This window comes from Yersinia mollaretii ATCC 43969 (assembly GCF_013282725.1).
In the GTDB taxonomy this organism is placed as follows: Bacteria; Pseudomonadota; Gammaproteobacteria; order Enterobacterales; family Enterobacteriaceae; genus Yersinia; species Yersinia mollaretii.
In genome coordinates this window covers 1,184,767-1,198,224 of record NZ_CP054043.1, presented here as the reverse complement: position 1 = coordinate 1,198,224, position 13,458 = coordinate 1,184,767, and the positions used below count along the sequence as shown (strand labels likewise).

The window sequence follows — 13,458 nt, the reverse complement described above, 5'->3', positions numbered from 1 at the left end:
AATGCCTTTGGGGATACTTTTTTTGCTGTTGCTGACAAAAATATTATTTTTCTTGTCTGACCCCTGCCTTTTTCTTCCTCTCTCTGTTCAGTTTTACCTTTTCCCGTTACAGTGAAACTCACCATCTAATTGGGAGAGCGCTATGCTGTATATCTTTGATCTAGGGAATGTGATTGTTGATATCGACTTTAAACGCGTGTTGGGTGTCTGGAGCAAATTAAGCAGTGTTCCGCTGGCGACACTGAGCGAGCGCTTTACGATGGGGGAGGTTTTCCAGCAGCATGAACGTGGGGAAGTCAGTGATGAAGACTTTGCTCGTCAGCTCAGTGATGAGATGGGCGTCTCCCTCAGCTTCGAGCAGTTTGCCGAAGGGTGGCAGGCCGTATTTGTCGCGCTGCGCCCAGAAGTGATCGCGATTATGCATAAATTGCGCGAAGAGGGACATCGGGTGGTGGTGCTATCCAATACCAACCGCCTGCACTGTAATCACTGGCCACAGCACTATCCTGAAGTCGCCGCTGCTGCTGACTATCTGTATCTCTCTCAAGATTTGGGGATGCGTAAACCGGAAGCCCGGATCTATCAACACGTGTTGAGCGCGGAAAATACGCCGGCGGAACAGGCTGTCTTCTTTGATGATGTTGAGGCGAATATCGTCGCGGCCAGAATCGAAGGGATTACCGCCATTCATGTTACCGACCGAAAAGTTATTCCTGCTTATTTTTCCTGATAAGTTCTTGCTCCCATCATGAATGGGTTAGCCTTAGTGGTCACGCTGGCCCAAAACTGGGCCAGATCGTGTTGACCGAGAGACGAACATGGCAAAATTTCTGCATTTTCGCTTAGCTACCTGCCTAAAACCCTGTGTCACCTTTGGGCGAATGCTTTATACCCGAATCGATAAAGACGGGTTAACTATGCTATCCGGGCATTTGGCCTATGTATCATTGCTTTCGCTGGTGCCACTCATCACGGTGGTTTTTGCTCTGTTCGCGGCTTTCCCGATGTTTGCCGATATCAGCATAAAATTGAAAGCCTTCATCTTCTCCAATTTTATGCCTGCGACGGGCGACATCATCCAAAACTATCTGGAGCAGTTTGTCGCGAACTCCAACCGCATGACGGTCGTCGGCACCTGCGGTTTGATTGTGACCGCACTCCTGCTGATCTACTCGGTGGACAGTGTGCTTAACCAGATATGGCGCAGCAAGACTCAGCGCTCACTGGTATTTTCATTTGCGGTCTACTGGATGGTATTGACGCTGGGGCCAATTCTGGTGGGGGCCAGCATGGTGATCAGTTCCTATCTGCTGTCGCTGCAATGGCTGGCAACGGCCCAAGTTGACAGCATGATCGATGAGATATTGCGGCTATTCCCACTGTTGATCTCTTGGGTCTCATTTTGGTTATTGTACAGTGTGGTGCCCACCGTGCGGGTGCCCGCCCGAGACGCGCTGATCGGCGCATTCGTCGCGGCACTGCTCTTCGAGTTAGGCAAGAAAGGGTTCACGATGTATATCACGCTGTTCCCCTCTTACCAGTTGATTTACGGGGTGCTGGCCGTCATCCCCATACTCTTCCTCTGGGTTTATTGGAGCTGGTGCATCGTGTTACTGGGGGCAGAAATTACCGTCACCTTGGGCGAGTATCGCGCACTGCGCCATAAACCGAATACGGAAGAGAGCCAGAGTCAGGAGATGTAAAGCATTATGATTGCGTTGATTCAACGGGCGCTCAGCGCCAATGTCGTGGTAGATGGGCGTGTGGTTGGGGATATTGGCCCCGGATTATTGATCTTACTCGGCGTCGAACAAGAGGACACCGAGCAAAAAGCGCAGCGCTTATGCGATCGGGTTCTGGGGTATCGCATTTTTGGCGACGAGAGCGGCAAAATGAACCTCAATGTCCAGCAAGCGGGCGGCAGCGTGCTGGTGGTTTCGCAATTTACCCTGGTGGCGGATACCCAAAAGGGCATGAGACCGGGCTTTTCCCGTGGTGCCGAACCCGCAGAAGCTGAACGGCTATATCACTATTTTGTTGCTCAGTGCCGCGAGCGTGGTGTAAAAACTGAAACGGGATTATTTGCCGCTGATATGAAAGTCAGTCTGGTCAATGATGGTCCAGTGACTTTCTGGTTACAAGTCTAGGGGGCGGAGACCGGCTAGGCTGACGACATGGATTGAGGGTTATGTCATAGATTTTATTGATAATTGGATTTTATTGATAACTAGATTTTATTGATAACTAGGTTTATTGATAATAATGAAAGAGAGAATGTGCCTATGTACCACTTGCGTGTACCTACAACAGAACAAGAACTCAAAGATTATTATCAATTCCGTTGGGAGATGTTACGCAAGCCATTGCACCAACCGGTAGGGTCAGAAAAAGACGCCTATGACGCAATGGCCCATCACCAAATGGTGGTGGATGAGCAGGGGAAACCCGTCGCCATTGGTCGGCTGTATATCAATGCGGATAATGAGGCCGCGATTCGTTTTCTGGCGGTTGACCCCTCCGTCCGTGATAAAGGGCTGGGAACACTGGTGGCGATGACCTTAGAGTCGGTGGCGCGTCAGGAGGGGGTGAAGCGGGTGGTCTGTAGCGCCCGTGAAGATGCGGTCGATTTCTTTGCTAAACTGGGCTTTGTCAGCCAAGGGGAGATAACTGCCCCGCAAACTACCCCGGTACGCCACTTTTTGATGATCAAGCCAGTCGCGACCATGGATGACATTTTGCATCGTCCTGATTGGTGTGGTCAGTTGCAGCAAGCTTGGTACGACCATATCCCGCTTAGTGAAAAAATGGGCGTCCGCATTAGCCAATATACTGGCCAGCGTTTTGTCACCACCATGCCGGAGGCGGGCAATCAAAATCCTCACCACACCTTATTCGCTGGCAGTCTGTTCTCGCTGGCGACACTGACGGGCTGGGGACTCATTTGGTTATTACTGCGCGAGCGCCACTTGGGCGGCACTATTATTCTCGCCGATGCCCATATTCGTTACAGCGCCCCGGTGACGGGCAGGCCGAGAGCCGTGGCTGAACTGAGTTCTTTAAGTGGCGATCTGGACCGATTGGCCCGTGGTCGCCGCGCCAGAGTGCAGTTAGATGTAAAGTTATTCGGCGATGAAGATGCGGGTGCTGTATTTTCAGGCACTTACATGGTACTTCCGGTCGCCACCGGGGATGATGCCGTCAACTAAACATCATCCCTAAGCGACCCGTTCAATGGCTGCCAGCTCATCTGTTCAGTAAACAATGTAATCTGTTCAGTAAACAATATAATCTATTCAGTAAACAATAGATGAGCGGGTCTCTTTTTATCTCCCCCAGACCGCCCTTATTTACCCGTCGTTTGTCCTACAACCCTCTTCACGCGCTTACCCATTTTCTGCCAAAACAGGTGGGGAATTTAACTAATAAGTGGCCGCGACACAGGCATTTCCCTGTTTTTTAATATTCTGAAGCGGAATAAAAATCCGCATCTTTAGCGGATATCTCACGTAACAATTATTGATATACGATGAACATTTTTAAATAAGGCCCACAAAAGACACCTATTTTTCCCCATGTTATATTTGCTTAAATCACCATCCAGATGGTTCGATTTCACTTCTCCATCCTTGGTGTCAGGGAGGGAGTTATGTCGGGATGCGATGATAATTCATCAATTAATGTTATTGGTTCGTCCCCCGCGCTTAATCAACTTTTACGCTTAGTCGATCGGGTTGCACCATCACAACAAAACATACTGATTTGTGGCCCGACAGGGTGCGGAAAAGAAGTTATTGCCCAATTGATACACCAGCGCAGTAAAAACCCCTCGGCACCTTTTATTGATCTCAACTGTGGTGCAATCCCGGAATATTTGGTCGAAGCTGAGCTATTTGGCCATATTAAAGGCGCATTTACGGGGGCATCAGGGGATCGGCGCGGCCATTTAGACATGGTCGGCAGGGGTACCCTATTTTTAGATGAAATTGGTGAAATGCCACTGTCGGTGCAACCTAAGCTGCTTCGTGCATTGGAAACTCGCACATTTCGTCCGATTGGCAGCAGTGAAGTGCGCCAATTTAAAGGGCGAGTGGTGGCGGCGACGCACCGAAACCTCCTGACCCAAATCAAAAGCGGCATTTTCAGGGAGGATCTCTACTACCGTTTAGGGGTCATCACGCTGGATATTCCCGCCCTCAGCCAGCGCAGAGAAGATATCCCCGCCTTAATTGAGTATTTCGCTTCCCTGCAAACTCACCCGTTAGTTTTCAATGCTCACGCGATGTCCCACTTACAGCAGTATCCCTGGCCGGGTAATGTGCGGGAGTTGCGCAATTTAGTCGACAGACTGGCGGCGTTATCGGATACCCACTTAATCACACGCGAAGTGCTGGACACCTTTATGCCCACCGCGCAATTGGAGATGAAATTTTCATCGGATCTGCTTGCTGATGCCATGTTGGCCCTGCCGGGGGGCGATAAATTAGTGGTGGTGGAGCAGCTATTGATTGAGCGCGCATTGCAGCGGACGACCGGTAATAAAACGGCCGCCGCCCAGTTATTGGGGATCAGCCGCAAATCAGTTGAGCGGAGAATTCAAGGGCGAAGGGATAAACGGCCCGTAGCGCGACAACATTTGCAGGAAGGAATGCGGTTAATGCAGTGTGCTGCTTACCCTGCCGCCATTGCAGATTTACAAAAAGGATTACACCTGCTGGTGGGGATTACCTTAGATGAAGAGGTTCGGCAGCTTCACTACAGCTTCTATCGCCAGCTCAGTCTCTGCTATCAAATCTTGCAGGGTTGGTTAAGCCATGATGCCCTTAAATATCATAATGATGCGATTTCATTGGGTAAAAAAATAGGCGATGAGTCGGAGTTGGCAGGGCTGTTTTTTTGGCGCTGGTCGGCAAAACTGATGGTCCTTGATTTGCCTCAGGCCCGTGCGCTGGCTCAGGAGTTACTGCAACGAGGCCAGAGTGAAAAAACCGTGCTGATATGGAGCGAAGCCCACATTGCATTGGCCAGTGTGCAGTTTTGGCTGGGGGATAATCAGGAGGTCTTAGCCTGCTTATTGCGCAGCAAATTACTGAGTACCCCCAGCGAATATGCGGATCAACAGAGTATCGATCTGGTCGGTATGGCGCTCACGCTGGAGGGATTGGCACTCTTTCAACTGGGTAAATTTAAGCGAGCCAAAGAGCGAGCACGACAACTTGAGTTACGTGCGACGGATGGAAATATTACGGCTTTTCATCGCGTTATCTCTCTACTAGGGGCAGCATGGCTGGCCTGCCTATTTGAGGACAGTGACAGATTAGCCCCACTTACCCGCGCATTAGAAACACAAGCACAGCACTATGGCTTTACGTTTTATCAGGGGCTGGGGAAGGTGTTGAAAGGGGGCTATCTGCTGATGCAGCAGGATTATATTCAGGCAGAGCAGTCTATAATTGACGGCTATGATGCCCACATATCTTGTCACGGAGGAAAGCTATTTCACTCTTTTCAAGCATGGAAACGTGGCGAGCTATTGTTGTTATCAGGCGAGCCACAACAGTGTGATGCCCTCATTTCTCAGGCGCTGGATGTCGCATTTAAGCATCAAGAGCGTGCCTATCTCAGCGAGCTAATCGTCATCAAAGCCCGCGCCAGATGGGCACTGGATGACCTTATCGGCGCGGAACACGGCTTTCGTCGCGCCATCGCCACCGCGCAAACCTTGGGCATCGTGCCCGTACAAATTGTGGCAACCCACGAACTGGCTAACTTATTAGCGCAAACACAGCGAAAACCTGAAGCCATTACCCTACTTTCCCGCGTTCTGAAAAGTGTCGATCCTCGTGGGGGGCCACCCTCTCTCCGCCGGGCAACACAACTGCTCTCTGAGTTAGAGCAACGGGCATGAGTGGTTCTCCGCGCCCGTGGTCATTTTCGACCACCCCCCCTTATTCTCTGGACGGAATCGTCCAATTGAGTTGATGTTAATTGCCATATTTTAAAATTAACTTTTAAAAATCAATCAATTGATCAGTTGGCATGTTGGTTGCAATTTGTCATATGGGTAGCGCATCAGATGGACTGCCTAAACAGATATTTTCCTCTGAACTTATAAGGAACAAAATATGAGCACTTTGTATACAATTAACCTGATCAATAACAGCCCAACGGCGCAGGATTTTTTCTTCTTCCAAAAACCGGCGATTTATACCGGTGGCGCGACAGTCTACTGCAACAGCATTTACCAAAGCGTACTATTACCTTATGCAAACTCAGGTTCTGTACTGACCTTTGAATGCTTAATGCAGCTCTATGCCGGTGCTCAAACACAGCTGCCGAATTTGGCCGTAGGACAAGCCTCAGGGTTCATCACCTCCTGTCAGCCTGTTGATTTAACCTCGGCGATACCTGGGGTGCAAACGGCAAACACCACACAACTTTCGGTTGATCCTGCGCTAGGTTTGGCTCCCGCGTCCTATCATGAGGGCGTTGAGCCCGGTGCTTATCGCATTATCACGCCTGCTTTCAACCCCATCACCGATGTATTGAACACGGGGTTGGCGGTACAAAACTGCAATGGCAATAGGGTGCTATCGAGTTTTATCAATGCTGAACCGAGTAAAAACATCGACTGCCAACCAGTACTGAGCTTCTATATTCAAACGGGTTCTTATCAGGCGGGGACGGTGATCAATTTTTCTACTTCGTCAGTGGGTTGCGCAATGTGTGATACCACTCAAGGCGTGACCTCATTTAACGTGACTTATAACCCAGAGGGTATCTGGACAGTGACTGGGGCTTAATCGCAGCCATCTTTTGCGGCCAGCCTGATCAACTGCGCCGCCTCTTATGTGACAACGCACAATTAATGATGCGATTTTTACGAGGAGGCTTTATGCCTAATCTGACAACCAGTCTTCCACTGAATCTCTTGTTAGGCCGACTCTCTAATCCTGTTGGCGAATTGACTCAACCCCCGCTCAGTAATGAGTGTGGTGCTTATGCCCTCACAGCCACCTTGGCTGCGTTTGCGGACTGGCCGGAAAGTACCATTATCACCTATCAGGAAAACACCAATGTAATTCACCAAAGTGATGATTTTATTCATGCTAAGAACAAAATCTATTGCCTGACGGGGGTACTCAACCCTGATGGCGGGGCCAATGTGGCTGAAGGGGGGTATAACTCTCCGGCGGCAATCGCAGCAGTGGCAATGGATTTCTCACTCAAGGCATCGGTGAACATCACCACTGCGGGCTTATTTGCTTTAGGTGAGTTGTATCCCCATGAATGGAGCGCTTGTGAGGCCGTCGTCGGCGAGCAAAATAGGCATATTGATGCCGTTTATACCGACCCATATGACGGACAAGTCCAATTAATTTGTGCGGTCTCTGGCCCACAAGAGCTTCATATGCTTGCCCGTGGTTCCGACGGGCTTTATTACGACCCCAACACCGGAATTCGTAATAATGATTGGGGTAATCCAATGTTATCGCTATTTCAGCAGCACAGTGATTATGAGTTTGCCGGTTTATGGTTAACCCTCAGTGCGTAAACAAGCATTGAGTAGACAAGCATTGTAAGATAGTCAACTGATAAACAGCGCCCTCTCGGCTATTTATCGGTTGACCCGCAGCTTAAGGATTTTTCCTATCTCATTATTTCGTCATAAAATTTAACTTATACTTCTTAAAATAGTCATAATTAATATCTCAACTATGGGGCTGCTATAGAGTATATATCATTAACACTATGGATATTTATCATGTAATATTAAAATATAGTAATCTTTGTCGTAAATCGAGTATGTTATGCACTGGACGTCAGGTGATAATAGATATTTAATAAGTTAGAAGCTGCTGTTAATTATCAATCAAGTTAGGTAGTAATTTAAACTGTAATTATTATTGATTTGCTTGCCATTATACAACTGCAATTAAGCTAATTAATATTGTCATGAGATAATTAAATGACAGCTTAAATAAGTGTAATTAATTACATTCTATTAGCATTATTTGGAGTCATTAAAATGAACAAAGATTGGCACAAACAAGATATTTTAGCCGCAATCCGGAAAGAAAAAGGCTCTCTTGCTGAATTATCAAGAGAAAATGGGCTGTCTCCTTGTACGTTATCTAATGCTCTCACACGCCCTTGGCCAAAAGGTGAGATGATTATCGCCAATGCTATTGGTATCACACCTCAAGAGATATGGCCCAGTAGATTCATCGACTATAGAGGACATAAAATTATTAGAAGGATAAAGAAAATGTGAGCACAACTTCAATATTGAATATTATGATGCGAATAAGATTAATAACTATGTCTCGCAAAGCTTTTTTGAACATTCAGGTTCTTTCCTATTAATGTGAAGGATAAAGGAAAATCAAGTATCAATCATAGGAGGAATATAATGGATAGAGAATTAGTCGAATCACTTGAAGTGTTAATACGATTTTGGGAGCGAAGTGCAGAACCCTGGAGCGTAAAAGATAATAAATCAAGATATATTTATGCAAATTCAAAATTCAATAAATTGTTTGGTTTGCCTGATGATTTTTGTGTGACAGGCCGATTCGACAGTGAACTTCCAACACCCATCGCACAATTTTCGGCTGAATATCAGCGACAAGATCGTCAAGTAGAGTTATTACAGGATCGCATCACGTCAGTTGAAGTCCATTTACTTGATGGGCTATCCTATTTCACCGCTTATTTCTATGATAAGTACCCGCTAATTGATGAAAATGGCGTATCTCAAGGGGTTATTTGCCATGGTAGATCAGTAACGAATTTAATATTGACTCGATTAAATAAAATAAAAATGCCTGTATCATTAGTATTAATGCAACCATTAGATTTGTTCACAAAAAGGGAGTGGGAAGTTTTGTTTTATCTTATACATACATTCTCAAGTGTTGAGATCGCTAAAAAACTCGGTCTATCATCACGAGAAGTTTGTCATATCACCCAACTGATTTATAAAAAGGTCGGTATCTCCAATAAGCAGCAACTTGTCGAATATTGCTATGAAAATAAAATCAGCAATTTTGTCCCGAAAAGTTTCTTCGAGTATTCAGGTCCTTTCCCACCAAATCTAAAAGAATGATTTAGCGTAGTCAGAGGAGAAGTCGAATGGAGAATAAGCTATCCCAATCACTTGAGATGTTAATTCGATTTTGGGAGCACAGTTCAGAGCCTTGGGGGATAAGGGATAACCAATCAAGATTTATTTATGCAAACCCCAGATATCATAAATTATTAGCCCTACCCAATAAATACAGTATTGAAGGAAGAGTCGATAGTGAGCTTCCCGCACCCACTGCCGAGTTTCAAGGTGAATTTCAACAGCAAGATCGTCAGGTAGAATTATCACAGGATCGCATTACATCAGTTGAAATCCACTTACTTGATGGGCTTTCCTATTTCACCCCCTATTTCTGCGATAAATACCCGTTAATTGATGAAAAGGGAGTCTCTCAAGGTACAGTTTTTCATGGCAGACCCGTGGCTGACACCATGTTGACCCGCTTAACTAAAATAAAAATCCCCACCTCGTTGGTATTCACCCCACCATCAGAACTTTTTACCCAAAGAGAGTGGGAGGTACTGTTTTATATCTTACATACATTCTCAAGCTCAGAGATCGGGAAAAAGCTCCATTTATCCCCAAGAACCATCTGCAATATCACCCAAAGTATCTATCGGAAGGCGGGTGTCACCAGTAAGCGGCAGATCATCGAGTATTGTTATGAAAACAAAATCAATAATTTCGTGCCGCAGAGCTTCTTTGAATACTCTGGTTCATTTCCATTAATGTAAAGACGTCAGAATGTTAAGAGAGGAAATAATGGATAAGTCTCTTGTAGATTCACTTGAAATGTTAATCCGATTTTGGGAGCACAGCTCAGAGCCATGGGGGGTGAAAGATAATCAATCAAGATTTGTTTATACAAACCCCAGACTGCATAGATTATATAATCTACCAGCTAATTACAGTATGGAAGGGCGACTCGATGGCGAACTTCCTTCACCCGTTTCAGAATTCCAAGATGAGTGGCAGGCACATGATCGTCAGGTGGAGTTAGTAAAAGATCGTATTAGCACAGTTGAGATACACCTATTTGATGGACGCTCCTACTTTCAACCTTATTATTGTGATAAATACCCGTTAATTGATGAAAAGGGAGTCTCTCAAGGTACAGTTTTTCATGGCAGACCCGTGGCTGACACCATGTTGACCCGCTTAACTAAAATAAAAATCCCCATATCATTGGTATTCACCCCACCATCAGAATTTTTTACCCAAAGAGAGTGGGAGGTGCTGTTTTATATCTTACATTCATTCTCAAGTTCAGAGATCGGGAAAAAACTCCATTTATCCCCAAGGACCATCTGCAATATCACCCAAAGTATCTATCGGAAGGCCGGTGTTTCCAGCAAACGGCAGGTCATTGAGTATTGTTATGAAAATAAGATCAATAATTACGTGCCGCAGAGCTTCTTTGAATATTCAGGCTCTTTTCCATTAATGTAATGAAAGAAAAGGTCGCTGCTGATATGACTATCGGGCAAAGTTCTGATTTATGACTAAATCTTGTCGCGTTGATTGTCGCTCATAATGTTCTTTTATATGCTGCACCGCTACGGCTGACAGTGTTGCCGAATTCACACTGAAATTATTGCAGATAGCTAAGGATATATCGGGTGAGCGTTAAGGATAAACAAATCGGCATCATGACCTACATCGACAATTCGGAGAAGATGCTAGAAGATTTTAGTTGGCTATATAAAAGTTGGATTCACAGTGGTTGCTGGCAGACGTCTGATCTGATTGTGGTTCATCATCCTGCTCTGGCCGATAAGCTACCACAAGAGTCAGGTATTGTCCTGATACCGCTGGAGCCTGTTTCACAGCATGACCCTCAGTTCCAAAATTATCACTTTATCAACTCGATAGCCTGTCTCAGCGGACCCCATATTGACACTGTACTGAAGCGCTACTCATGGTTACTTCGTACCGATGCCGATGTTTTTCTGACTCATCATCTGGCGAATTTCACGCCACTTTATCCTGTCCATGGACGCGGGAATTACCATTTTACGGCTAATTTTCGTGAAAAAATGCTCGATTTTTGCCTGCGACACGGTGTGGAACATCGCCAGCATTTCGGTTGCGGGCATTCGGTGATGCTCAGTAGTGAGTTGATGATTTCGTTCTTACAACGCCAGATGCACTGGTGTCGCAAGTTGGCTGAAGATTTTGGTCCAGATAGAGCCAACTGGGGAGCCTGGCCGGGATGGTATCGTGGTGTTCTGACCATGTACGCTGCCGAAATTGCTGCCAACGAACGCTGGCCCGACTATCTTCAGGATGGCCGAGAGCGAATTCTGGATATGCCGAGCTGCACTGAGGGTAACATTGACACACTCACGCTGCACATTCACGCGACCCACGGTGACACGCTGTTTTCCAAGTTTCGCTACCGCGCAGGCGAGTATGCAGATATCGACCCCACCACACTCGATCGCCGCCGTGTTGATCACTACTGTACGTGGATCTGCCTGACACCGATTGAGGCAATAAAAGCACAAGCGGGCTATATCGAGTAGCCACGGGTATCTGGCTTATGCCCCGCAAGCCCGCTTATTGACCCGCTACGCTATGCACCTCGCCATGTTGCATAGTTTGGTTAACCTGTTGCCCTTGACTGTCCGTTGCCTGTAGAGAGCCACTGGTGGTCGGCTTCAGCGGTGTCTCTGCCGCCAAACTGCCTTTTATCTGTAACTTCAGATTACCCAGCCCTTGCAGCGGTAATGCTGGCCAGCCCCAGTTTTGCAAAATATCGAGGTCAACAGAGCGGCCAGTCAGCGCCAGTGAAAAAGCTCTGGTCGGGGTTTGATCAAGGCTGGCGGTGGCCTCCAGTAAACCCTCTTTGGTGAAGGCACTTAACTCACTCACGGTGATTTGTTGTTCATTGGCACTGAGCGCCAGTGATGGGCGGCGAACATCATTTTTATTGAAGGTCGCGTTACCGGCATTCAGCATCAGTGACCCCGACCACAGCCCCCACTGATGATTTTTAGCCAGCAGCAAGTCAGTGCCAGCAGTATCCAGCGAGGTGATCTGGAACGGGAAGTCAGGGCTGATATCAATCAATAAGTTTCGGCTACCGCTTAGCTTGCTAACATAGACCTCAGAGAGCCAATTCGGCAGTGTTTGTTGCCACTGCTGCTTCCAATCGGCGGGGAGGGTATAGACCAGTGCGACCAGTGTCAGCTCATTCAGTTGCAAGCGGCGGGTATCTCGCGCCCATTGCCCCTGAGTTCTGAGCAGCCCATCCTGCCAGCGGGTGGAGAACTGATTAATGGCCACGCCAGCAGGAGATAGCGCGAATGTGGCAATCGGATCAATCAGATGAATATTACCTTTAATGATATCCCCAGCATTGAAGGCCAGCTCGCCATCATCACTTTGCCAGTCACCCTGCTTAAAGGTGATATTTTTGAGTGTCAGATCTAAATCATTAAATGCCCAGCTATTCCCCTCAACCCGCGCATCAATTAAATCAAAGCGTTTGAGTGTTATCGGGGGCAGTTTTAAAAACGTATTCCAAACATCGTCCACAGTGGCAGGGGTTTGCAGGCGAATATTACTCAGGCGCAGACGATCAACCATCCAACTGCCGTCAGCGGATTGTCTGGCACTGCCCGTCAACTCCCCTTGTGCAATATCGGCACCGAAAGTGGTCAGTGTCAGCGCATTTTTTTGTATTGAGCCTTGCACATAAAGTTGCTGCGCGGTGATGCCATTGATCGCCAAAGCGCCCGCACTGAACTGAAATTGGGCATTTTCGCCCAGACTATTGCCCGGCAGAGGCTGCCAAGGGACGAGTCCTCCAGTGACTTGCTGGCCAGTGACTTTCCATTGATCCGCTGAATTTTTGGGTTCAATTGTAGTATTCAGCGCCATATTGGTTAACTGCAAGGTATCCGCCTGCAAAGGTAATGGCGGTGTGCTGTTGTTGAGGGTCAAACTGCCATTTTGCATATTAAGGCTGAGCAGATGGCGAGGCTCGGTCAGTTGCTGCCAGCTTAGACCAATAAGTGCCTGCTGGGTCACCAGAAAGGGCGGCTGATTATCACGCCCTAGCGTGACATCCTGAAGACTGATCTGCCCAGGTGTGGACCATGAGTGATCTATTTTCCCCAGAGAGAGGCGATATTCGCTGTTATCACTGACCCAACGGCTCAACCATCCGGCGGCCCAAGAGGTTTGGAGCAGTACGTAGCAGAGCACTACGGATAGCACCAAGAGCAGTAACAACGTTAGCAGCACTTTCCCGAGAAATTTCATCTGGTAAATTCACGCCTGTCGGTATACGGAACCCTGTTTATGCCGCAAATCTTCCCTTAGCTCAATAGACAATCCGTTATCTATGCATAAAAAAATGGCCGGTA

13 protein-coding genes are annotated in these 13,458 nt (G+C 47.2%); 12 read left to right on the top strand and 1 reads right to left on the bottom strand.

Annotated elements, in window-relative coordinates; translation table 11 throughout:
* The first annotated feature begins 142 nt into the window (after positions 1–142).
* From yihX to HRD69_RS05190, 12 genes are all read left to right on the top strand, one after another.
* Positions 143–730 (top strand): glucose-1-phosphatase, encoded by a 588-nt coding sequence (gene yihX, locus HRD69_RS05245; RefSeq protein ID WP_004875487.1) that lies wholly within the window; start codon positions 143–145, stop codon positions 728–730.
* Positions 731–818: 88 nt separating this feature from the next.
* Positions 819–1,703, top strand: coding sequence for a virulence factor BrkB family protein (locus HRD69_RS05240; protein WP_032814669.1), 885 nt, complete (start codon positions 819–821; stop codon positions 1,701–1,703).
* A 6-nt stretch (positions 1,704–1,709) separates the two neighbouring features.
* The gene (dtd, locus tag HRD69_RS05235) at positions 1,710–2,147 is read left to right on the top strand and encodes a D-aminoacyl-tRNA deacylase (RefSeq protein WP_004875489.1); all 438 of its coding nucleotides are present in this window, start codon (positions 1,710–1,712) and stop codon (positions 2,145–2,147) included.
* A 135-nt stretch (positions 2,148–2,282) separates the two neighbouring features.
* Positions 2,283–3,206 (top strand): fatty acid biosynthesis protein FabY, encoded by a 924-nt coding sequence (gene fabY / locus HRD69_RS05230; RefSeq protein ID WP_004875490.1) that lies wholly within the window; start codon positions 2,283–2,285, stop codon positions 3,204–3,206.
* A gap of 440 nt (positions 3,207–3,646) precedes the next feature.
* Entirely contained in the window at positions 3,647–5,905 is a 2,259-nt protein-coding gene (locus HRD69_RS05225) for a sigma-54-dependent transcriptional regulator (RefSeq protein ID WP_004875491.1), read from the top strand.
* A gap of 217 nt (positions 5,906–6,122) precedes the next feature.
* Positions 6,123–6,800 carry a hypothetical protein gene (locus tag HRD69_RS05220; RefSeq protein ID WP_004875492.1) on the top strand — a complete coding sequence of 226 codons (678 nt, stop codon included), beginning with the start codon at positions 6,123–6,125 and terminating at the stop codon, positions 6,798–6,800.
* Positions 6,801–6,892: 92 nt separating this feature from the next.
* Positions 6,893–7,552: a T3SS effector IpaJ family cysteine protease gene (locus HRD69_RS05215; protein WP_004875493.1), complete on the top strand. Its 660-nt coding sequence runs from the start codon at positions 6,893–6,895 to the stop codon at positions 7,550–7,552.
* Between the two features lie 474 nt (positions 7,553–8,026).
* Complete coding sequence (locus HRD69_RS05210; protein WP_032814671.1) at positions 8,027–8,272, top strand: helix-turn-helix domain-containing protein; 246 nt, start codon at positions 8,027–8,029, stop codon at positions 8,270–8,272.
* A 138-nt stretch (positions 8,273–8,410) separates the two neighbouring features.
* Positions 8,411–9,106 carry a helix-turn-helix transcriptional regulator gene (locus tag HRD69_RS05205; protein ID WP_032814673.1) on the top strand — a complete coding sequence of 232 codons (696 nt, stop codon included), beginning with the start codon at positions 8,411–8,413 and terminating at the stop codon, positions 9,104–9,106.
* Between the two features lie 26 nt (positions 9,107–9,132).
* Complete coding sequence (locus tag HRD69_RS05200) at positions 9,133–9,819, top strand: helix-turn-helix transcriptional regulator (protein WP_004875495.1); 687 nt, start codon at positions 9,133–9,135, stop codon at positions 9,817–9,819.
* 28 nt (positions 9,820–9,847) lie between these two features.
* Positions 9,848–10,534, top strand: coding sequence for a helix-turn-helix transcriptional regulator (locus tag HRD69_RS05195; protein ID WP_032814690.1), 687 nt, complete (start codon positions 9,848–9,850; stop codon positions 10,532–10,534).
* 170 nt (positions 10,535–10,704) lie between these two features.
* Positions 10,705–11,610 (top strand): DUF7164 domain-containing protein, encoded by a 906-nt coding sequence (locus HRD69_RS05190; RefSeq protein ID WP_004875497.1) that lies wholly within the window; start codon positions 10,705–10,707, stop codon positions 11,608–11,610.
* Positions 11,611–11,644: 34 nt separating this feature from the next.
* Here the strand turns inward: HRD69_RS05190 and HRD69_RS05185 are convergent, their stop codons facing one another.
* Positions 11,645–13,354: an AsmA family protein gene (locus HRD69_RS05185; protein WP_004875498.1), complete on the bottom strand. Its 1,710-nt coding sequence runs from the start codon at positions 13,352–13,354 to the stop codon at positions 11,645–11,647.
* Positions 13,355–13,458 lie beyond the last annotated feature (104 nt).